Below are 21,133 nucleotides of genomic sequence, written 5' to 3'. Positions count from 1 at the left end.
AGGTGGTATGTTTGGGAAATAAAATATCTGTCGGTCTATTAGGATTTGGAGTTGTTGGCTCAGGAGTTATGCAAATGATTGAAAACAATCAAGCAGAACTCATGCATCAGCTTGGGACAGAAGTTCATGTAAAAAGTATTTTAGTACGCGATCCCGAAAAAACACGGGATGTGAATGTAGATCATACACATATCACCACAAATCCGGATGCGATTTTAAATGATCCCCAAATCGATGTGATTATTGAAGTAATGGGCGGAATTGATGAAGCAAGGGAGCATATTTTGAAAGCTTTTTCAGCAAAAAAACATGTTGTAACCGCCAATAAAGATTTAATAGCCTTACATGGCCCGGAGCTTCAGAAAGCGGCAAGTCAACAGAAATGTGACTTTTTTTATGAAGCAAGTGTTGCCGGAGGAATTCCAATTTTAAGAGGAATAACCGGTGGACTTTCAGCTGATCGGATTCAGCAAGTGATGGGAATTGTGAATGGAACGACGAATTATATTTTAACAAAAATGGACAACGAAGGTATGTCTTATGCGGACGCCCTTCAAGAAGCTCAAGAATTAGGATTCGCAGAGGCAGACCCTACCTCAGACGTAGAAGGGCTCGATGCCGCCAGAAAAATGGCCATCTTAGGAAGGCTTGCCTTTTCCACAGATATAGAACTGGAAGAAGTAGAAGTCACCGGGATAAAAAACCTTGATCTAGCAGATCTTCAGTATGGAGATCAGCTCGGCTATACGATGAAATTAATTGGGTTTGCTAAATGTCACGACAAAGAAGTAGAAGTGAGTGTAGAACCAACACTTTTATCAAAAGCGCACCCTTTAGCCGATGTTAAAAATGAATACAATGCCGTATACGTATATGGTGAAGCCGTTGGCGAAACCATGTTTTACGGCCCGGGCGCAGGAAGTCTACCAACGGCTACTGCTATCATGTCTGATGTGGTTGACGTCATTCGAAATGTCCAGTTAGGCGTCAACGGAACAACCGTAACAAAGCCTCAATTTAAAAAGGGATTAAAAACACCGGACCATCGCTTTGGTCAATATTATCTAAGGTTGCATGTGAAGGATGAAGCAGGGGTATTTTCTAGGATCTCTTCCTTATTCCACGAACTCGACATTAGTTTCAAACGGATTTTGCAAAATCCAATTAAAAAGCATGAAATAGCCGAAATTGTTTTGGTGACACATCAAACATCGTTAGGAAATTTCAACCATGCCTTAAACCAGCTTCATCATTTACAAGACGTACTGGAAGTCAAAAGCTATTATAAAGTCGAAGGAGATGTTGCGCATGTGGCCGGGACTACTGAAACATTATAAATTGAATCTTCCTATAACTGAAGAAACACCTGCATTGTCACTACAAGAGGGGAACACACCGCTAATCCCCTTTCCAGCTTTATCAGCAGACCTAGGGATAGAGCTCTACGGGAAAGTGGAGGGTGTTAATCCAACCGGGTCATTTAAAGACAGAGGAATGGTCGTAGCCGTTGCAAAAGCCATGGAAGAAGGCAGCAAATCTGTTATTTGCGCATCAACCGGCAATACCTCTGCCTCAGCGGCGGCGTATGCTGCAAGAGCAGGACTCAAGGCCATTATTGTTATCCCAAAGGGAAAAATCGCCCTTGGTAAACTAGCCCAAGCTGTGATGTATGGTGCTGAAATTGTTGAAATTGAGGGGAACTTTGATGAGGCCTTAACGATTGTGCGGAAATTAAGTGAAACGTCATCAATCACACTGGTTAATTCCGTGAATCCATACCGCTTGGAAGGACAGAAAACAGCAGCTTTTGAAGTTTGTGATCAGCTTGGATCTGCTCCTGATATTCTCTCTATTCCAGTTGGTAACGCTGGAAATATCAGTGCTTATTGGAAAGGATTCAAGGAATATCACCAAGAAAACCAAACCGGTCTTCCAAAAATGTTCGGTTTTGAAGCGGAGGGTGCTGCAGCGATTGCAAATAACAAGGCATTCCCTAATCCGGAAACAATCGCTACAGCTATTCGTATCGGAAATCCGGCCAGCTGGGAACTCGCCGTCGGAGCCAGAGATGAATCCAACGGACGGATTAACGCCGTTTCGGATGAGGAAATAGCACATGCCTTTAAACTGCTCGCACGTAAAGAAGGCGTGTTTGCAGAGCCAGGTTCCGCTGCTTCGATCGCAGGTCTCATCCAGCAGCACGAAAAGGGAAACATTCCACATGGAAGTAAGGTTGTAACAGTACTTACAGGAAATGGATTAAAGGATCCACAGACAGCCATCGATCAACTGGAGATAGATCCCGTCACACTACCAAATGATGAAACAGCTGTGATGGATTATTTAGAAAACAAGGTGAAAGACGCATGAAAAATTTCACCATCACCGTACCAGCAAGTACTGCAAATTTAGGACCAGCATTTGACTCAGCGGGCATTGCACTAAATCTTTATTTGACATTAGATGTTGTGGAGTCGCAGCAATGGGAGTTAGAGAATCACTCCCCTTTTCTTCCCACAACTACATACGTTGAAGATCATTTGATTTATCGGGTTGCAGCACAAATAGCCAAGCGCCATAATAAAGCACTTCCTGCTTGCAAAGTTACCCTCACAAGTGACATTCCTTTAGCACGAGGGTTTGGCAGCAGTGCTTCAGCGGTCATTGCCGGCATTGAATTGGCCAATCAAGTATGCGATCTCTCTCTTTCTCAGGAGGAAAAGCTCCAATATGGAACAGAAGTGGAGGGGCATCCGGACAATATAGCACCGGCATTATTGGGCGGATTTACGATTACAACAAAATTATCTGAGACGGAAGTTGATTGGATAAAAGCACCTGATCTTGATGTTGATGTCGTTGGATATGTCCCTCATTTTGAACTTAAAACAGAAGCAGCAAGAAATGTTCTCCCAGATCACTTTTCAAGGGAACACGCCATTACAGCAAGCAGTATAAGCAACCTTCTCATCGCTTTCCTACTATCAGGTAATTATGAGCGGGCTGGTAAAATGATGGAAGCAGATTTATTTCACGAACCATATCGGGCAAAACTCATCCCCCGCTATCAGGAAATGAAAGAAGAAGCGAAAATGTGTGGTGCATACGGAACGGTCATCAGTGGAGCGGGTCCTACAATGATTTCTTTTACCCCAAAGGGTAAGGGTAAAGCAATTGCTGGACAGATGCAATCTGTGCTTATGGATTATCAAGTTACGGCACTAGAAATAGACCCAAGCGGCCTTCAGATAATAAATAGTGAAAAGACAGCTGCAGAATGATAAGCAGTTGTCTTTTTAATTTCACCTCTATTCCTGCCAATTGAACGATGAGTTGTATAAAAATAAATAAAATGGTATAATTTATAAAATTTTTAAATAGTACTGAATTAATCTGTGCATTATTGTTAACCATCTGTAATTTCATTTTTGTTATGTTAGGATAAAATTGAAATATACATAAGTAGATGGCTGTAGATACGTTAACGAATCCTTGAAAGAGTGAAGTTAAGGGTATCTGGAACATTTTTTATTAATATCTATTGGAATATTGGCAATAAATCCATTTATATAAACATAATTATTAGAAAATGGTGACTTTTAAGTAGTGGTACATACATTTGGTGCGTCACACGCCGGGCAAGATGGATTGGCAAAAAGCCATTGCTTAACGGCTAGCATTTTCTATAAAAGTGAAAGGAGATGTTTTTTTGAAAAAGAGAATTTTAGTGTTTCTACTTTTCGCATTGGGGGTGTCACCGCTGATTGTTGTTGCCGGTTGTAGCGAGGAAGATTACTCCATTGCCATCGCCCAATATGTAGAGCATCCATCCCTTGATGCAACACGGGAAGGTATGCTGGCTGCTTTAGAAGATGCAGGATTTAAAGAAGGTAGTAATTTAACTGTGGAATATAACAATGCTCAGGCTGATTCAACCAATAACTTGTCCATTGCCCAAGATATCGCAACGAAGGACTATGAATTAGTTTTACCCATAGCGACTCCGGCCGCCCAAGCGGTCATAGAGCAGGTTGAAAATGTACCAGTCCTGTTTTCTGCAGTTACCAATCCTTTAGATGCACAGCTTGTAGATGATCTGGAACAACCAGGTGGAAACGTCACCGGCGGAGCGGACACCAACCCGGAAGCGATCACCATGTTGATGGATTTTATTGCCGAACATTTTCCAGATGTAGATTCAGTCGGTGTTGTCATTAATGAAGGGGAACCTAATGCGGCAGTTATGGCCGAACAAGCTGAGGAAGCATTGGCTGAACATGAAATTGAACTAATTCGCGCCTCTGTTCCCACTACGTCCGAAGTACAACAGGCAGCTGAGTCGTTGGTAGGAAGAGCAGACGCCATCTATATTACGCTTGATAATATGGTGGTTAGCGCTGTTGACTCCATTATTGATGTAGCTGAAGAAAATGACATTCCATTCTTCTCCAGCGATAGGGATACCGTGGAAGCAGGCTCCTTTGCCACGGTAGGATTTGATTATTATGATCACGGCTATCAAGTAGGACAAATGGCTGAAGACATTTTGAAAAATGGTACAGATCCCGGGGAGATGCCGGTAACCTTTCCTGATCAACTTGATTATATTCTAAACCTGGAGGCAGCAGAAGCCCAGGGAATCGAAGTAACCGATGCCATGCAAGATATGGTTAATGATTCAGAGGAAAATATTATTGAGTAATGGTTAGTTAACCAGGAGGGGGCTTCTTCTTTGATCCAGCCCCTCTGGTTAAAGCGGTTAGTTAAAAAGTCTATAAAACTTACATATCGCCGTTTTTTCAATCCACGTCTTTAAAAGAACATCGGATAAAAACGCCCCATCCAGGGGCAACGGTGATAGTAATACGTCCTGTACATTGTGATTCAGAGGCTTTTTGAACACGTACTTAAGGAGAGTTGTTTATGTTAAACATGTTACCCGGAGCAATAGAGCTAGGGCTCATATATGCACTGATGGCCTTAGGTGTTTATATTACATTTCGAATTCTAAATTTCCCTGATTTAACCGTGGATGGAAGTTTTACTACTGGAGCAGCCATTGCAGCAGTGATGATTACCAACGGATTTGCACCGTGGATAAGCACCATGACAGCTTTTATGGGTGGCTTCGCAGCCGGGGCTTGTACAGGTCTTTTACATACAAAGGGGAAAATTAATGGCCTCTTATCAGGTATTTTAATGATGATTGCATTATACTCCATTAATTTACGTATTATGGGGCAACCCAACACTACTTTGAGAGGGTCTGAAGCGCTTTTTGCCGATGTTTCTCCACTGCTTCTTATGCCGATTTTCGTGCTAATGGTCAAGGTTTTACTTGATCTATTTCTGCATTCCGATTTTGGACTTGCACTGAGAGCAACTGGTGATAATCCATTGATGATCAAAAGCTTGGGTGTCAATACAGATCACACCAAAATACTTGGGGTCAGTTTATCTAATGGGCTAGTCGCTTTGTCCGGAGCATTGATTGCACAACAATCAGGTTTTGCCGATATTTCAATGGGAATAGGTATGATTGTGATTGGGTTGGCATCGGTCATTATCGGGGAAGCTATTTTTGGAGCCAAAACGGTATTCCGTGCAACGTTGGCGGTCATTCTAGGCTCGATTATTTACCGAATAGTGGTAGCCACTGCTCTGAGAGTAGAATGGTTTGATGCTTCTGATTTGAGATTGATTACCGCCTTGATTGTCATTGTTGCCCTTGTTCTTCCTACCCTGCAACGGAAAAGGAAACAAAAAAAGACGGCACAGAAACGTTCTCAAGAACTTTTAATCTCCTCCAAATAACAGATATGGATGGTGAAGGCTAATGCTTGAAATTGACAATGTAACTAAATTATTTAATCCTGACACTCGGGATGAGAAGGTTGCTTTGCTACACATCAATCTAACATTAAACCCCGGTGATTTCGTGACGGTCATCGGTAGCAACGGAGCTGGGAAATCATCGTTGATGAACATTATTTCCGGGGTTTTACAACCTGATGCAGGTGTCGTTCGCGTCGATCATAATGAAATACAAGAGCTTCCGGAGTTCCGTCGCAGCCGCTGGATTGGACGTATTTTTCAAGATCCAATGGCTGGCACTGCGCCGCATATGACCATCGAGGAAAATTTAGCCATGGCTTATGCTCGGGGAAAACGCCGAAGTCTGAAGTTCGGCGTGACAAAAGAGAAACGAGTTATGTTTCGAGAACAGTTAGAAGGTTTTGGAATAGGTTTAGAGAATCGACTGAAGACGAAGGTGGGACTTCTATCTGGCGGAGAGCGACAGGCACTCAGTTTGCTCATGGCGACGTTTACTAACCCTAAAATCTTGCTACTGGACGAGCACACGGCTGCTCTGGATCCTACACGAGCAGAATTGATTACGCAGCTGACAGAAGAGATTATTGGAGATTTAAAGCTGACGACACTCATGGTCACTCATAATATGGAGCAAGCCATTCGCCTTGGTAACCGCTTGATTATGATGAACAACGGACGAATTATTCTCGATATTGAAGGGGAACGAAAACGTGTTTTAACGGTTGAACAGTTGCTGGAAGAATTTAAGCAACTCAGCGGCCAAGAATTAGCTGATGACAAATTGATGCTAGAGTAAATGCTGGCTATTTTGCTAGGTAATTGTTTTTTCCTTCATCAAACATCAAAAGTTTGTATTTCATATAGTGGTAGATGATGAGGCACAAAAAGAGCCCATTTCCTGCTAAGCAAATTAGGAGGAATTTGGTTTTTATAGTCCTGATTAAATCAATGATTCGTAGAATATATTGCCACCTCACCCAGTTCTGTGCCCCAATCGTTGAATAGAATGACTCGCATTTTACTTGTTAGGTATGGACCAATCAATTTCCGAGCGTCCTGCTTCTCTTAAAAATTGATTTGCACGTGAGAACGGCCGGCTTCCAAAAAATCCCTTATGTGCTGAAAATGGACTAGGGTGAGGGGATTTAATAATATGATGACGAGAAGCATTAATGAATTCCTCTTTTGCCTGCGCGTTTCTACCCCAAAGGAAAAACACGACCGGCTCTTCTTTTGCATTAACTTGCCGAATCACCTCGTTAGTGAAGTACTCCCAACCTTTGCCTCGATGCGAATTGGCTTGTCCCGCTCGAACCGTCAATGCGGTATTTAATAAAAGTACACCTTGTTTTGCCCAGCTTACCAGACAACCGTGATTTGGAATTGGTGCACCTACATCCGCTTGAAGCTCTTGATAGATATTTTTTAAAGAAGGCGGCGTTGTTACCCCTGGTTTAACAGAAAAACTTAATCCATGTGCCTGGTTTGGTCCATGATACGGATCTTGTCCAAGGATAACTACTTTTGTATTTTCATAAGATGTATAATGAAGCGCATTGAAAATATCATTCATATGCGGATAGATTGTTCGCGTTTGGTATTCTTTTTTCAAAAAGGAACGTAACTGCAAATAATAATCCTTTTGAAATTCCTTATCCATCTTGGGTGCCCAGTCATTCGTTAAAATAACCATATCAATACCTCCCCCTTTGTATTCAATAATCCATTAATCTACTTTCTTCACCACCAACACCTTCAAATAATTACCATGCGGAAAATTCCGATCGACGTGAAAATCCTTCGGCAATGAGAACTCTTCCAATATATTATATTTTTCCCCCATCTCCCGAAACGCATTTGCCACAAAACCCCTAAATTTCTTCATGTCAAGGGATGCATTATTGGTAGATGCAATGATGATTCCGTTCTTCTCTGTTATCGAGATAGTATCTTTGATCAGTGCCGGATAGTCTTTAGCGACACGGAATGTACGTTTTTTCGATCGTGCAAAGCTTGGTGGGTCAAGGATTACCATATCAAATTTCATATTATGCCGACGTGCATATTTAAAATAGTCAAAGACATCCATGACGATGGTATCCTGCTTGTTATCAGCGATTCCATTAATGCTAAATTGTTCGGCCGTCTTACGTTTACTGCGTTTTGCTAAATCAACGCTTGTGGTTTTTTTCGCGCCACCCAGCGCAGCAGCTACAGAAAAAGCGCCCGTATACGAAAACGTATTAAGAACCTTTTTTCCTTTAGCATACTTCACACGAATGGCTTCTCTCACATCACGCTGATCAAGGAATATTCCTACCATCGCACCATCATTTAAATAAACCGCATAATTCACGCCATTTTCTTTTACAATAACAGGAAATTCACCACGTGTCCCTTTGACAAAATCATCATCGTCCATATATGTTCCTTTTGTATCAAATCGTTTTTTCTCGTAAATGGCCTGATATTGGACATGATCATCCAATACACGGATAACCTGATCTTTGAATGTATAGACCCCGGCGCTGTACCAATTTATCAAATAAAAGCCAGCAAAATAATCGATCGTCAAACCGCCAATGCCGTCCCCTTCTCCATTAAAGACACGGAACGCATTCGTGTTTTTATCCTCATAGAAGACTTGTCGCTTATTGATGGCTTCCACCATTTTCGTTTTAAAGAAGGTGAAATCAATTTGTTCTTCCTTTTTATGCGTTAACACCCAGCCAATGCCTTTATTCTGTTCTCCATAGTAGCCTTTTGCAAAGAATTGGTTGTTCTCACCGACTAAGTGCAAAATATCTCCTTCACGTTCAAGCACTTCGGGATTTAGGATCGCATCTTTGTTAATCAAGGGATAATTATTTTTATAATTAGCTCTATATTTCGGTTTCACTTTTAATTCAATTACGGCGCGCATGTTTTCATCCTTTGGCTACATATTTTGCAATTGTTCGATACGGCTCTCCATCGGAGGGTGCGTTGACCACAAGGCACTATTTTTCTTCCGTTTCTTTTTAAATGGGTAGGAAATATACATGGAAGCCGTAGCTTCTTTTGCATCTTTTACCTCATTTGGATCTTGGCTGATTTTCGTTAATGCATTAATTAGCCCCTTGGGATTACGAGTTAATTCAACCGCGGAGGCGTCTGCTAAATATTCACGATTTCTCGAGACGGCTAGTTTTGCAAATTGAGCTGCAAGTGGTGCAAGAATCACTAAAACAATGGCTAAAATCATAACAATCGGGTTATTGTTCTTATTATTGCCACCTCTTCTTCCACCACCAAAAAGCATCATACGTGAACCGATATTCGCGATAAGAACAATGACACCTACCAGGGCCACACTAATCGTCATTAAACGAATGTCGTAATTACGAATATGGGAGATCTCGTGAGCGGCTACACCTGACAGCTCTTCCCGATTCAGTCTATCCAATAAACCTGTCGTGAACGCAACTGCTCCCTTTTCCGGTTTTATTCCCGTAGCAAACGCGTTGGGGGCAGGGTCATTCACGATATAGACCTTGGGCATTGGGATACGCGCAGCTAAAGAAAGCTCTTCCACGACACCGAAGAGCTGTGGATGATCTTCCCTTTGAATTTCTTTGGACCCGGACATATTCAGGACTTGGGAACCGGCTGTTTTCAATGTGATCGGAATATAGATTGCGAGCACAATGAGGGTAATGACAATCCCTGATACCCAATCATTATTAAATAAATAACCAATTGCCCAACCAACTACTAGTACGAGCACACTGAACAAGACGACAAGTAAAACTGTCTTCCGTTTATTATTTTGAATTTGTTGATACAGCATAATATTCCCCCGTTAAAAACTTACATCTGGTACTTCCCTATCTTCCTCCGGTACTGACAGAAGATCCTCTTGCTTGAAATTGAACATACCCGCCAATATATTGGTAGGGAATGATTGCAGCTTTATATTATAGTCAGCTACCGTTTTATTGTATAGTTGCCGCGAATAGGCAACTTTATTTTCCGTTGTCGTCAATTCTTCTTGCAAATTTAAAAAGTTCTGATTTGCTTTTAGATCCGGATACGATTCCGACAAGGCAAAAACAGATTTTAATGCCCCTTCGATTTGGTTATCTGCATCAATTCGTTCCTGTGGCGTGCCATTGACCAATTGGCTGCGTGCTTCCACAACACTTTCTAAGGTTTCGCGTTCATGTTCCGCGTAACCTTTAACCGTATTCACCAGATTAGGGATCAAATCGTGGCGTCGTTTTAATTGAACATCAATTTGACTCCAAGCTTCCTGTACCCAGTTTCGTAATTTGACCAAACCGTTGTACATTGTAATAAGAAAAATGGCGATAATAGCAATTATCGCGATCACGATGATTGTCAATACCATGTGTGTACATCCTTTCTTCATAGCGTATTATTTTCATTTAAGTATAACATAAGTACCCTTGATTGATGCACTTATAAGTGCGGAAGTCTCACTCCAATCCCGTTTTCCATTATGCTTTTATTTGGTGTACGTTAGCTATATCTCCTGCTTTTGATGAGCTATCCTTTCTCCACTAACTCCAACTTGAAATCTCCTACAGCGCCTTCCTCATACAAATTCGTAATGGATGTGGAATAGTTGTGAATTGTCGCAGCGAAATCGATATTTTTTTCTGGTACTTGCACCCTAAAATCATTGTTATACAGAAGTGTGGTTATTTCATGATAATCATCACTTGTTACTTTAAAATCAAATCCAATTTTAAGCAGTTCTCTCCCCTCCTTTGTTATCGTTTCTTCATGGTAATGTCTTGCATTTATTGTTACATCATTCATAATGACGTTTTGGGTCATCGGTTCATCTCCTTCTATCGTCTCGTTCTCATTCTATGTTGTGATTTCAGCCATCATACACTATTTTTGGTTATCGGAAAAGCATAGTGGATATATGAATAAAACTGTTTGGGAATCTTCTTTATTATTGTATTAATTTTCATAATAATATATCATGATAAATAGATATGGAACACACAAAGGTGGGGCAACTTCGATGAAAAAAATATCCATCATTATTGGTTTATCCATCATTATACTTCTCGTTCTCCTTATCACTGGCTCATGGATTTATAACAAAATAGCTACTGCCAAAGAAGTAAAAGAAACGCCGCCTCCAGGACAGATGGTAACCGTAAACGACCACGACATGCATGTCTATACAAAAGGAAAAAGCGATACGAACATAGTTTTCATGGCAGGAGGTGGAACAAGTTCACCGACACTGGATTTCAAACCCCTTTGGTCTAAACTTCTACCGAAATACCAAATTACAGTTGTTGAGAAAGCAGGATATGGATGGAGCGAAATCGCTGACGTTCCAAGAGATATCGATACTATCCTAGAGGAGACACGTTCCGCATTAGAACTTGCGGGTGAAAATCCTCCCTATGTATTGGCAGCCCATTCGATGTCAGGTATCGAGGCTATTCATTGGGCTCAAAAATACCCCGAAGAAGTCGAAGCTATCATTGGACTTGATCCGGCTATTCCCGAAAGCTATCAAACCATGGATCTTCCCTTTTCCTTTACGCAATCTATGGCAGGATTTGCTGCCCGCATCGGATTATTGCGGATATTCCCAGGGGTTGCTAATGAATCAGCAGTCATACAATCAGGACAACTGTCATCCAAAGATGAAGCTACATATCGCAGTATTTTTTACAGAAGAACGCTGACTTCAAATATGCAAGAGGAGGTAAACCAGATACAGACGAACGCATCCAACGTTGGCGATGAAGACCTCCCTGCAGAAACTCCGATGTATTTTTTCATATCTGATGGAACAGATGTAGGAATAGAAAATTGGCGGGAGATGCTTTCCAACTATACCAAGCAACTTGAGAATGGAGGCTATTCCTACATAGATGCAGGTCATTATATCCATGTTTGGGAGTCCGAACTCATTGCAGAAGAAATTGATGATTTTCTTCTGGAGTTTGGTTTATAAAAATATATTGATAATCACACGCAAACTTAAATGATGCTAAGATCGGGCTAAGATATAACTGTGAACCAACTAAGGCGTTAATACGAATAATGAGCTGAAAAGAACGATATAGTGTCCATTCCAAAGTAAAGAAAAGAAATATTCATACGCTTATAACCCAAAACTATTCCCCCAAAAATGATAAATAAAATTCCAATGTGTCTTGGAGAATGTTACCAACAAACATAATGAAGTCTGAATTATCACCCGTGGTATGCGCTTTATCTAATATCTGATAATAATCAGCACGCTGGTCGTTCTTAATAACAATAGGTACATAACCTGACATCATTAATTCAAGATTTAATAACAATCTTGCAGTACGACCATTTCCATCTATGAAAGGATAAATTTTAACAAAATAACTATGAAGAAGCGTGGCTCGCTTTACAGGATGAAAGTGTTGAGCTTCATTCCTATACCAAACGAATAGTTCATCCATTTTCTCTTGTACTTTAAGTGCATCAGGTGGTATATGTTCTGCTCCCGCAATTAATACGTTCTTGTTTCTATAAACACCAGCATACTCCTGATCAATCCCACGGAGAATAATACTATGGAAATCTTTCATTGTTCGTGCAGTAAGCATTTCCTTCCTTTGAACAACATCTTCAAGGTACAAAATTGCTTCTTTATGGTTGATGGCTTCCAGATGTTCTTTCATCGACTTTCCGCCAATTGTTATGCCATCTTCTAAAACTACTTTCGTTTCAGATAATGTTAAAGTACTCCCCTCAATGGAGTTAGAATGGTATGTCCATTTCATGATTAAATCTTCTCTCATACTATTTAAGGTTTCATGAGGTAATGGTCTTTTTTCGTTATATTTCTGTTGAAGATGGTCAATCTCCTTGAATAATTGATTCATTTTATCGCCCTCTTTCAAACTTCTTTCTACTATTTTATACTGTCATAAATATTCAAGCAATTCTTTCTATGTTTTCATATCCCATTTACTCTCCCACCATTTCAATCCCCATATTCCGGTCTATCGTCACATCAACGCGCTCCGGAACGCGGATATATATCAGCTCGTTGCTTATATGATTTGTTCGTTGGCCAAACAGGCTGTCCCCGGAAAATTGCCGGATAGGGAATTCACTTTTAAAGACAGAGAAATGAACATCTTGCGGCTCCGGCTTACGAACTGTTAAGACATCCGCTACTAGCGCTGCCTCCGGTGTCGGTATATCGTTTGTTACATTTACTCCATTCATAAATGTGGGCGTTTGGTAAGAAACAACTTCCACCTCATGCGTTAAATCATCTATTTGTTCAACAAATATGTTAATTGGATTCACATCATTACCAGGAGCTTCTATATCAAGAGTATCCTCTTCAAATGTGTAATTCCAAGCTCCCCTAACATAATCCTCGTCAATCTCATCCATATTCCCATTCTGAACGGCTTGATACAAAATAGGCGAATCAACTGCTTCCCCACTTTCATCCTCCGCTGTATCATTTTCAATTGGCAGAAAGAAAAATACCAGCATGGCCATGAGTAAGGTAATGACATATATACACAATCCCCAGAAAACACCTTTCCCATAACTGTTCGCCCGCCTTTTTATCATTATTGAAATACCAACTGCTACGATGACAAACAACACAAGTATCAAGAAGGAAAAAGAACTACTCATTGCCTAACCTCCAATCTATTTGAAATGACCCCAGCACCTAGCAAGAATACACCGGAACTAACGAGAACTTTACAAAGAACCAGCAAGAAAGAGGACTCAAAAAAGTAAAATTTGCCAACCAATGGCAATAAATGCAAACCGTTAACGCTCGTCAAAAAAATGATACCCAACAAGACGCCTGGCAATAAAATCACCAACGTCTTATGCAATTGTATAATCGTTCCCAAAAGATAACCAAAGCAACTTGCTAGAAAAATATAAAGGATCGTCGCAATGATACCCATTCCTACTTCAATAAAACTCTGAGACATGCTCATGTGAAGAATTTCGCTTTCAATTGTAAAATAAATGATGACCTTTAATAAAAACCCGGATAACAATGCCATGATCCCAGCTAAAAAACTGGTTGCCAGCAGAAATAAACTATTGGATAGATGACTGCTCAATCGTGATGCTACAAATAAAAAGTTCTCTTCTCTGTACGCCTTGGTGGTAATAAGTACCGCACTCATGAATGCCCAAATCATGGTGAAAATAATTACAATATCTGCTGTATAATATGTTGTTTGCACATTCACCCTCGTGGCCCCTCCACCGGAGGAAGCCGCGCCATTCAACGAAAAGAGAATGGCTATTAATTGTAATACAACCAATGAATTTATACTTCCGATATAGGATTTTAGCTTATATCGGAACTGTTTCATCACAAGATTCCCAAATGAAATCTTACTTAAAGACATCATCTATCCCTCCCATTGTTTTATTCGTCAGATACACAAGCAAATCACTGGAAGAAACAGGTGTTACATCTATCCCTAAACGTGTGGCTTTCTCCATTAGAAATGATTCCTGCTTCACCACAACATAGGAAGTATTGACCCCTATCTCTTTCGCAAATAATACCTCTTTACCCCTTGCCCACTGCCTTACAATTTCTGTTCTTCCCGCGAGTCCAACTGCATATTCTTTCAACTCATCCATCGGCAGGTGCAATAGTTTTTTTCCTCTATCCATAAGCAGTACATCTTCCAATAAATCTTCCATTTCTTCTAAATGATGGCTGGAAATAATGATGGTCCGCGGATGATCCAGATAGTCCTTCAGTAATGCTCGGTAAAAATCTTTCCTCACCGCCGTATCCATCCCGCTTGTTGGTTCATCGAACATCGTTAATGCACAACGCGAAGCAAGCCCTACAATCATATTAAACGTACTCTTTTTCCCTTTTGATAAATCACGATGGATGTGATTGGGATGAAAAGAAAAGTAATCAAATAGACGTTTAGCCAGTTGCCTATCCCACTTCTCGTAAAACCGTTCCGCTTCTTTTAAAATTTCGATTAACGTAAGGGTTGCGGGAAAATGCATCTGATCATCCACATAGATTGTATTCGCCGATACGAAAATGTTATTAAATGGGTGCTTAGCAAAGACCTGCACCTCCCCAGAAGTCTCTTTCCAAAATCCAGCAAGAATTTTTAAAAAGGTTGTTTTGCCTGCCCCATTTCGGCCGATAAGACCCGTAATGGTATTTTGCTTCAAGGTACATGATAATTTATCTAAAGCCTTTACTCGCCCCTGTTGTTTAATGACGCTTTCACATTCGATAACATTCAATTCATATCCTCCTCTTCCTTAATCGTACGAAGCATTTCTATTAATTCATCTTCCCCTACATTCAAATGCTCAGCTTCTAAAATCACTTCTCTCAGCAATCCTTTCAACGTCTGGTTCTTCCGTTTATCCAGAATAATTTCTCTAGCATGTTTGGAAACAAACTTACCTAAACCACGCTTACTATAAAGTATATTTTCTTCAGACAATATATTTAATCCCTTCGCTGCAGTTGCGGGGTTAATCGTAAAAATCTCTGCAAGCTTGTATTGCGAATACACTTTGTCGTCTTGTTTAAAATTGCCATTCAATATCTCCGTTTCAATCCATTCCGCAATTTGTATGTAGATTCGTTTCGATCCATCTGTATGAATGTGCAAGCTTGTACCCCCCTTCAACTAAATCAGTACATTAGTCATGTAATGTAGTATATTACCTATCAAACCAAAAATCAACCCAACTTAAAATAACGAAATCCATTAATTAACCCAAACCAAAAACAGGTTTAACAATTACGTTTACACCTGCCCATTGTATTTCTATTCATTGCTTCATCCACCACTAATCCACGCCCAACAACACTACTCCGCTTCTCCCAGCCAATCACCTCTCATTCTGCCTTTCAAAATTACGATTATCTAATTATAATGAAACATATCATTTGAAAAATGCCTTTTATTATTTTCCTTTCATCCATCTTATCGCCTTACCTAAATAACTTTGATAAAATGAAGCTATACGATTACTGACATACGAAAAATAGGTGAATCCAATGAAAATCTACGTTGATGCAGATGCTAGTCCAGTAAAAGATATCGTCGTTTCCATCGCTCAAGACGCACAGATTCCTGTCGTGCTTGTCAAAAGCTTTGCCCATTTTTCTAATAATGAGGAGGGAGACGGAGTAGAAACGGTTTATGTTGACACCGGAGCAGAAGCTGCGGATTATAAAATTATGAAACTTGCCAAGAAGGGCGATATTATTATTACACAGGACTACGGCCTAGCATCGCTGGGATTGGCAAAAGGATGCACGGTACTACATCACAAAGGCTTCATGTATACAAATGAAAATATTGACCACCTCTTACAAACACGCTACATGAATGCCATGGCTAGAAAAAGCGGTAAACGAACAAAAGGGCCCAAAGCATTTACGCAGGAGGATCGGGATAAATTCAGCGAGCTTTTTAGAAACACAATTGCACGATGGAACAAAACAAATTAATCATGTATATCTCTACCATCAAACGATGTATACTCCCTTACAATTTTCAAACTAGTATTTGACACTACTATCTTTTTCGATAATAATAAGATGACAGTCATTTTGAAATATTATGCCAAGGATGGGGATATGGATATGAAAAATGCCTTACAATCAATCACGGATTGTATTTGCACGAAAAGAGGCATGTGGATTACGCTAGGCATTTGGGCACTTATTACGATCCTATTGGCAGCCTTTTCTCCTGGTGCGCATCATTATCAGGTCTCCAGCATTGAAGCCCTACCTGAAGATGCGCCATCAATTGAGGCAAGCGAAAAAGTGGATACATACGTTGAAGACGCTAATAAGCTTCCTGCTTTACTCGTTTTTGAATCCATGAAACATGAAATAGAGCTACCTGAGCTAACAGAACTATTGAATGCTATGGATGCAGAAAATATGACTGGAATTGAAGAAGTTGTTCCACTAGGAGAATTGCCTCCTCAAGCCACAGAAGGTTTTTTCTCAGAAAATGGCTCCACTGCACTAATACCCATCTACCTAAGCAGTACACTAGACACACCGGAAATAAAAGAAATCCTCCATCACATTCAACATTTAACAGATCAACATACGAAAAATTTGAATTTATATGTGACAGGACCCGCAGGAATTGCTACAGATACCAATGACCTTTTTTCCAGAGCAGATTTTGTTCTTATTAAGTCAACAGTCGGGATCATACTTGCTTTATTAGTTGTTATATACCGTTCGCCACTCCTAGCCTTCATACCTTTGGTAGCAGCAGGTTTGGTATATCTAATCGCATCGCAGGTATTGGGGTTATTAGGAAAAGCGGGTCTATTGATGAGTACTCAGACCATATCCATTATGACAATCTTGTTGTTTGCGGCTGTTGTAGATTATTCTTTGTTCATATTCTCCCGCTTTCGAGAAGAGTTAAAAATCCATGAGAATAAATATGATGCAATGAAAATAGCGATGCGTGGAATCGGGTTGCCAGTCTTTTTTTCAAGTGCAACAGTATTAGCAGCAATGCTTATTTTAATTGTTGCATCACTGGGCGATTATCGAAATTTTGCACCCATTTTTGGCACAACACTTGTTATCATTATACTGGCATCCGTGACACTTGTCCCCGCCCTATTTATGTTGTTTGGGAGAAAATCATTTTGGCCATTGATTCCACGTGTTGGGCAGAGCTCAGTAAAAATGAGTTCCTTTTGGAGTAAGACAGGTCGATTTGTCACAAAAAAACCGATCATGTCTGTTTCGATCATTGGTCTCTTTATCCTTGTATCGGCTAGTAACATTTTAAATCTAGATTATGAATTTAATATTTTAAAATCTTTCCCTGAGGATATGCCCTCCAGAGAAGGGTACGAAATAGTGGAGGAGAATTTCGAGGCAGGCAGTCTAGCGCCCACAACTGTATTATTTGAAGGAAAAGATGCTGCCAGCGAGGATGAACAAGAAGTATTAATGGATAATCTATCTGAACAGCCACTCGTCAGCAGTGTCCGACTCGACCAAGTGACAGACGATGAGACAGTCATTTCATACAGCATGACATTCGAGGAAAATCCATATGAAGCGCAGACAATGGACGCTTTAGAAACCATTCAAAATGATTCAGATGCCATTGTGAAAGCTAGTAATTTGAATGGTGATCTATTCTTTGCTGGTGAAACAGCTACTTCTATAGATGATCGGTCGCTCAATAACCGCGATTTGATCCTCATCATTGTACTGGAAACCATATTAATCTTTGTGATGCTGATTTTCCTAACCAAATCGTTTAAAATGCCATTGTATATGATGGGCACGATTTTAATATCTTTCGCTGCTGCATTGGGTTTAGGTATGAGTCTAACAAATCTTTTTTTTGATATCGATACAATAAGCAACAGAGTTCCAGTCTATGCCTTTATTTTCCTCATAGCGCTTGGGATTGATTATAATATCATGCTTGTTTCAAGATTTATGGAGGAAAGGGAAAAATATCCTGTTAAAAAGGCGGTGGAAATTGCAGTGGCAAATACCGGGGGAGTTATATCCTCAGCTGGTGTTATTCTTGCCGCAACATTTGCTGTATTGATGACACAGCCTATTCAGCTATTATTTGTATTCGGATTTATTGTAGCTGTCGGTATTTTGATAGACACCTTCTTGATTCGAGGCGTACTATTACCTGGATTGCTCGTTTTGTTTGAAAAAGATAAATCACGTGCGGATTTGTAAAATGCTAAAGCGCCCTTCCGTAAAACAGATGGGCGCTTATCTTCTTTATCCGTTAAAATTTAACCTTACATTTGGTGAAATCTGGACGTTTATTTGATTAATCCAAGCCATAATAATCGCACACAACCTGCCCTACTGCCTTTGCAGCCACAAGAAGGGCATCTTCATCAATATCAAACCTAGGATGATGATTAAAGTAAGCCTCTTCTACTCCTTTTGGTTTACAGCCGATAAAGAAGAATGTACTTGGGATTTTCTCTGCGTAGTATGCAAAGTCCTCAGAACCGGAGAATGGCGGATATTCGATTACTTCCTTGATATTCGAGTCATCCATGTTTTCCAAACTGGATTGAACAACTTCTGTAGCCGCTGGATCATTGTATAAGACGGGATAATCATCTTTGTAGGTGAACGCGCATTCTACACCAAATTCTGCTTCCAGTCCATCAACGATACGATGAAGCTCCTTATCAATCCGTTCTTGCGTTTTACTATTCATATAACGGACATCGCCCTCAAGCTCAATACGATCTTTAATAACGTTAAAGGTCCCTTTTCCGTCAAACGAACCAATCGTAACAACGCCCATATCAAAAGGATCTAAGCGACGACTAACGATCGTTTGGGCGGCCGTAACAAAATGAGAGCCGGCAACGATCGCATCATTTGCCATATGCGGGGAAGATCCATGTCCGCCCTTCCCTTGAATCGCCAGTTTAAAATAGGATCTCCCAGCCATGGTATACCCACTTCGATATCCGACTGTCCCTGCAGCGTCTGTTGGAAACAAATGAACGCCAAACATGTTCTCCACATCATCAAGTGCCCCTGACTCAATGATACTTTTGGCACCTCCTGGTGGTGTTTCCTCCGCATGTTGATGGATAATTTTAATCGTACCCGAAAGCGAGGATTTCAATTGAATCAGACAGTCAGCAAGAATGAGCAAATAGGCGGTATGACCATCATGACCACATGCATGCATAACCCCTTCATTGGTTGACTTAAAAGGAACATCCGTCTCCTCTGCAATCGGCAGTGCATCAAAATCTGCTCTTAACCCAATTGTCTTGCCCGGCTTCTTCCCCTTAATCGTGACAATAATGCCATATCCATTTCCTACATTTGTTTGTATTTCCACATCTTTCTCCTTATAAAAATCAATAATATACTGGGCCGTTTTCTCTTCTTCAAAGGAAAGCTCCGGATGGGCATGCAAATAACGGCGAATGGCTATCATCTCATCTTTTCGATCTTCCAGCATTTTCATTAACTGATCCTTCATGCTTATGACCCCTTTCATTTTTGTTCTACATTTCTATTATACGCTTTCTATCATGTATCTAATAGCAGAGCGCTTTTTTCGATTTTCCCTTGAAATCGTTAACCTATGTAATTGTTTTTCCTCCTTGTCCTTAGAAGATAGTTTGCTATTAAGTCCCCAGACCTATTACGAAATATTTCCTAGGATGCTTATCTAAATCAAGGTAGATCCTTTATTATAAAGAATAATAATCAAATCTTAAGGTTTTCTTAATAATTTCATTAAGTATTTCTTAGGTTTTCGTTTATATGGTAGTAGCATGATGTTCATTTTAGGAGAGATTTTGATGAAAGAGAAAAAGGTGTATATACTATTGACAGATACAGGAACGTTATTTACAAAAATGATAAAACTATATACGAGGAAACCATATAATCATGCGTCTATTGCTATTGACCCCAACTTCTCAGAAGTCTACAGTTTTGGGAGGAAAAATCCTAAAAACCCATTTATCGGGGGTTTTGTGAAAGAAGATACTCAGGCAGGTTTACTAGAGCAGGCAAGATGCGTTATTTATGGTTGCACTGTTTCTGAAACACAAATTCAAAAAGCAAATGATTACTTACAGAAGATCGAGAAACAAAAGCATAACTATCGATATAACCTTTTAGGTTTATTCGCCATTGCATTCAAAAAACAGTCAAAGCGGGAGAACGCCTTTTTCTGTTCTCAGTTTGTTGCAACGGTTCTAAAGGAATCTGGTATTATTGATTTCGAAAAAGACTTATCTCTTGTTACGCCTCAAGACTTAGAGAATATAGCCGGTTTTGAATTCGTTTATCAAGGAGAACTATGTAATTTTAAGGCAGAGATAAATATGACTTCGGACGATACACTTCCCGTTGATATAGAGACAATGACCATATAAAGAGGGGGTTGAAATACAAATGAAGCAGCAAATAAATATTTTAGTCGTTGAAGATGATAATGATATTAATCAGCTACTTTGCCGGATTATTAAAAAAAGCAATTATCTCCCGCGACCTGCCTATTCCTGCACAGAAGCCATACTTTATCTGGGTCAAACCCGGTCCGGCAAAGGTACCGGATTAGGATTTTCCATTGTACAAAGTCTAATGCTAAAAATGAATGGCGAAATTACTGCTGCGTTCAAAGATAAGCAATTAATGATACACTGCTCGTGGCAAATTTCTAGTTAACATTACCACACAACACCTTTTCTTTTATAATTGTCGTAACGTAACCGTAGACAG

At 40.1% G+C, this 21,133-nt stretch carries 22 protein-coding genes; 11 read left to right on the top strand and 11 right to left on the bottom strand.

The features are described from left to right. Positions 1–11 precede the first annotated feature (11 nt). From KFZ56_RS03385 to KFZ56_RS03360, 6 genes are all read left to right on the top strand, one after another. Positions 12–1,337: a homoserine dehydrogenase gene (locus KFZ56_RS03385; protein ID WP_222640253.1), complete on the top strand. Its 1,326-nt coding sequence runs from the start codon at positions 12–14 to the stop codon at positions 1,335–1,337. After that, the gene (gene thrC / locus KFZ56_RS03380) at positions 1,309–2,370 is read left to right on the top strand and encodes a threonine synthase (RefSeq protein WP_222640252.1); all 1,062 of its coding nucleotides are present in this window, start codon (positions 1,309–1,311) and stop codon (positions 2,368–2,370) included. The genes KFZ56_RS03385 and thrC overlap by 29 nt, the downstream gene beginning before the upstream one ends. Then, on the top strand, positions 2,367–3,281 hold the full coding sequence (gene thrB, locus KFZ56_RS03375) for a homoserine kinase (protein ID WP_222640251.1): 915 nt from the start codon (positions 2,367–2,369) through the stop codon (positions 3,279–3,281). The genes thrC and thrB overlap by 4 nt, the downstream gene beginning before the upstream one ends. 464 nt (positions 3,282–3,745) lie before the next feature. Next, positions 3,746–4,702: an ABC transporter substrate-binding protein gene (locus KFZ56_RS03370; protein WP_375540691.1), complete on the top strand. Its 957-nt coding sequence runs from the start codon at positions 3,746–3,748 to the stop codon at positions 4,700–4,702. Between the two features lie 221 nt (positions 4,703–4,923). After that, positions 4,924–5,814, top strand: coding sequence for an ABC transporter permease (locus tag KFZ56_RS03365; RefSeq protein WP_222640248.1), 891 nt, complete (start codon positions 4,924–4,926; stop codon positions 5,812–5,814). Positions 5,815–5,836: 22 nt separating this feature from the next. Further along, positions 5,837–6,631, top strand: a complete 795-nt coding sequence (locus KFZ56_RS03360) for an ABC transporter ATP-binding protein (protein WP_222640246.1) — start codon at positions 5,837–5,839, stop codon at positions 6,629–6,631. Positions 6,632–6,853: 222 nt separating this feature from the next. Here KFZ56_RS03360 and KFZ56_RS03355 read toward each other — a convergent pair whose 3' ends face one another. The 5 genes from KFZ56_RS03355 to KFZ56_RS03335 all read right to left on the bottom strand — a co-directional run bounded on the left by KFZ56_RS03355 (position 6,854) and on the right by KFZ56_RS03335 (position 10,677). Continuing rightward, positions 6,854–7,528, bottom strand: coding sequence for a uracil-DNA glycosylase (locus KFZ56_RS03355; protein WP_222640245.1), 675 nt, complete (start codon positions 7,526–7,528; stop codon positions 6,854–6,856). Positions 7,529–7,561: 33 nt separating this feature from the next. Beyond that, a complete protein-coding gene (locus KFZ56_RS03350) occupies positions 7,562–8,758 on the bottom strand; it encodes a class I SAM-dependent rRNA methyltransferase (RefSeq protein WP_222640244.1) in 1,197 nt (398 codons plus the stop codon). A 15-nt stretch (positions 8,759–8,773) separates the two neighbouring features. Next, on the bottom strand, positions 8,774–9,664 hold the full coding sequence (gene htpX, locus KFZ56_RS03345; protein WP_222640243.1) for a zinc metalloprotease HtpX: 891 nt from the start codon (positions 9,662–9,664) through the stop codon (positions 8,774–8,776). Between the two features lie 12 nt (positions 9,665–9,676). Continuing rightward, entirely contained in the window at positions 9,677–10,225 is a 549-nt protein-coding gene (locus KFZ56_RS03340) for a LemA family protein (RefSeq protein ID WP_222640242.1), read from the bottom strand. 158 nt (positions 10,226–10,383) lie between these two features. Further along, positions 10,384–10,677, bottom strand: a complete 294-nt coding sequence (locus tag KFZ56_RS03335; protein WP_222640241.1) for a DUF3219 family protein — start codon at positions 10,675–10,677, stop codon at positions 10,384–10,386. Positions 10,678–10,873: 196 nt separating this feature from the next. Here KFZ56_RS03335 and KFZ56_RS03330 point away from each other — a divergent pair, with 196 nt between their 5' ends. Continuing rightward, complete coding sequence (locus KFZ56_RS03330) at positions 10,874–11,827, top strand: alpha/beta fold hydrolase (protein ID WP_222640240.1); 954 nt, start codon at positions 10,874–10,876, stop codon at positions 11,825–11,827. Between the two features lie 163 nt (positions 11,828–11,990). On the opposite strand, the gene KFZ56_RS03325 is transcribed toward KFZ56_RS03330, so the two are convergent. The 5 genes from KFZ56_RS03325 to KFZ56_RS03305 all read right to left on the bottom strand — a co-directional run bounded on the left by KFZ56_RS03325 (position 11,991) and on the right by KFZ56_RS03305 (position 15,503). Continuing rightward, positions 11,991–12,734: a Fic family protein gene (locus tag KFZ56_RS03325; RefSeq protein ID WP_222640238.1), complete on the bottom strand. Its 744-nt coding sequence runs from the start codon at positions 12,732–12,734 to the stop codon at positions 11,991–11,993. An 85-nt stretch (positions 12,735–12,819) separates the two neighbouring features. Next, positions 12,820–13,509: a hypothetical protein gene (locus KFZ56_RS03320; protein WP_222640237.1), complete on the bottom strand. Its 690-nt coding sequence runs from the start codon at positions 13,507–13,509 to the stop codon at positions 12,820–12,822. Next, the gene (locus KFZ56_RS03315) at positions 13,506–14,249 is read right to left on the bottom strand and encodes a hypothetical protein (protein WP_222640236.1); all 744 of its coding nucleotides are present in this window, start codon (positions 14,247–14,249) and stop codon (positions 13,506–13,508) included. The genes KFZ56_RS03320 and KFZ56_RS03315 overlap by 4 nt, the downstream gene beginning before the upstream one ends. Continuing rightward, positions 14,236–15,126 carry an ATP-binding cassette domain-containing protein gene (locus tag KFZ56_RS03310; protein ID WP_222640235.1) on the bottom strand — a complete coding sequence of 297 codons (891 nt, stop codon included), beginning with the start codon at positions 15,124–15,126 and terminating at the stop codon, positions 14,236–14,238. Before KFZ56_RS03310 ends, KFZ56_RS03315 begins: the two co-directional genes overlap by 14 nt. Then, positions 15,123–15,503: a GntR family transcriptional regulator gene (locus tag KFZ56_RS03305; RefSeq protein WP_222640234.1), complete on the bottom strand. Its 381-nt coding sequence runs from the start codon at positions 15,501–15,503 to the stop codon at positions 15,123–15,125. Before KFZ56_RS03305 ends, KFZ56_RS03310 begins: the two co-directional genes overlap by 4 nt. 392 nt (positions 15,504–15,895) lie before the next feature. Here KFZ56_RS03305 and KFZ56_RS03300 point away from each other — a divergent pair, with 392 nt between their 5' ends. Continuing rightward, positions 15,896–16,351 carry a YaiI/YqxD family protein gene (locus KFZ56_RS03300; RefSeq protein WP_222640233.1) on the top strand — a complete coding sequence of 152 codons (456 nt, stop codon included), beginning with the start codon at positions 15,896–15,898 and terminating at the stop codon, positions 16,349–16,351. Between the two features lie 135 nt (positions 16,352–16,486). Then, on the top strand, positions 16,487–18,595 hold the full coding sequence (locus KFZ56_RS03295) for an MMPL family transporter (RefSeq protein ID WP_222643880.1): 2,109 nt from the start codon (positions 16,487–16,489) through the stop codon (positions 18,593–18,595). Between the two features lie 97 nt (positions 18,596–18,692). Here KFZ56_RS03295 and KFZ56_RS03290 read toward each other — a convergent pair whose 3' ends face one another. Then, positions 18,693–19,880, bottom strand: coding sequence for an amidohydrolase (locus KFZ56_RS03290; RefSeq protein ID WP_222640232.1), 1,188 nt, complete (start codon positions 19,878–19,880; stop codon positions 18,693–18,695). Between the two features lie 325 nt (positions 19,881–20,205). Here KFZ56_RS03290 and KFZ56_RS03285 point away from each other — a divergent pair, with 325 nt between their 5' ends. Beyond that, positions 20,206–20,787, top strand: a complete 582-nt coding sequence (locus tag KFZ56_RS03285; protein WP_222640230.1) for a hypothetical protein — start codon at positions 20,206–20,208, stop codon at positions 20,785–20,787. A 19-nt stretch (positions 20,788–20,806) separates the two neighbouring features. Then, positions 20,807–21,079, top strand: coding sequence for an ATP-binding response regulator (locus KFZ56_RS03280; protein WP_222640229.1), 273 nt, complete (start codon positions 20,807–20,809; stop codon positions 21,077–21,079). The last annotated feature ends 54 nt before the right edge of the window (positions 21,080–21,133 follow it).

It is taken from the genome of Virgibacillus sp. NKC19-3 (genome assembly GCF_019837165.1).
Lineage (GTDB): Bacteria > Bacillota > Bacilli > Bacillales > Amphibacillaceae > Virgibacillus_L > Virgibacillus_L saliphilus.
Note: the sequence above shows the minus strand (reverse complement) of the source record. Positions and strands in the feature narration are given on the sequence as shown.

Excerpts from the sequence above, each read along its gene's own strand:
- thrC (WP_222640252.1), top strand. The coding sequence starts at position 1,309 with ATGTGGCCGGGACTACTGAAACATTATAAATTGAATCTTCCTATAACT.
- thrB (WP_222640251.1), top strand. The coding sequence starts at position 2,367 with ATGAAAAATTTCACCATCACCGTACCAGCAAGTACTGCAAATTTAGGA.
- KFZ56_RS03365 (WP_222640248.1), top strand. The coding sequence starts at position 4,924 with ATGTTAAACATGTTACCCGGAGCAATAGAGCTAGGGCTCATATATGCA.
- KFZ56_RS03360 (WP_222640246.1), top strand. The coding sequence starts at position 5,837 with ATGCTTGAAATTGACAATGTAACTAAATTATTTAATCCTGACACTCGG.
- KFZ56_RS03355 (WP_222640245.1), bottom strand. The coding sequence starts at position 7,528 with ATGGTTATTTTAACGAATGACTGGGCACCCAAGATGGATAAGGAATTT.
- KFZ56_RS03350 (WP_222640244.1), bottom strand. The coding sequence starts at position 8,758 with ATGCGCGCCGTAATTGAATTAAAAGTGAAACCGAAATATAGAGCTAAT.
- htpX (WP_222640243.1), bottom strand. The coding sequence starts at position 9,664 with ATGCTGTATCAACAAATTCAAAATAATAAACGGAAGACAGTTTTACTT.
- KFZ56_RS03340 (WP_222640242.1), bottom strand. The coding sequence starts at position 10,225 with ATGGTATTGACAATCATCGTGATCGCGATAATTGCTATTATCGCCATT.
- KFZ56_RS03335 (WP_222640241.1), bottom strand. The coding sequence starts at position 10,677 with ATGACCCAAAACGTCATTATGAATGATGTAACAATAAATGCAAGACAT.
- KFZ56_RS03330 (WP_222640240.1), top strand. The coding sequence starts at position 10,874 with ATGAAAAAAATATCCATCATTATTGGTTTATCCATCATTATACTTCTC.
- KFZ56_RS03325 (WP_222640238.1), bottom strand. The coding sequence starts at position 12,734 with ATGAATCAATTATTCAAGGAGATTGACCATCTTCAACAGAAATATAAC.
- KFZ56_RS03320 (WP_222640237.1), bottom strand. The coding sequence starts at position 13,509 with ATGAGTAGTTCTTTTTCCTTCTTGATACTTGTGTTGTTTGTCATCGTA.
- KFZ56_RS03315 (WP_222640236.1), bottom strand. The coding sequence starts at position 14,249 with ATGTCTTTAAGTAAGATTTCATTTGGGAATCTTGTGATGAAACAGTTC.
- KFZ56_RS03300 (WP_222640233.1), top strand. The coding sequence starts at position 15,896 with ATGAAAATCTACGTTGATGCAGATGCTAGTCCAGTAAAAGATATCGTC.
- KFZ56_RS03295 (WP_222643880.1), top strand. The coding sequence starts at position 16,487 with ATGAAAAATGCCTTACAATCAATCACGGATTGTATTTGCACGAAAAGA.
- KFZ56_RS03290 (WP_222640232.1), bottom strand. The coding sequence starts at position 19,880 with ATGAAGGATCAGTTAATGAAAATGCTGGAAGATCGAAAAGATGAGATG.
- KFZ56_RS03285 (WP_222640230.1), top strand. The coding sequence starts at position 20,206 with ATGAAAGAGAAAAAGGTGTATATACTATTGACAGATACAGGAACGTTA.
- KFZ56_RS03280 (WP_222640229.1), top strand. The coding sequence starts at position 20,807 with ATGAAGCAGCAAATAAATATTTTAGTCGTTGAAGATGATAATGATATT.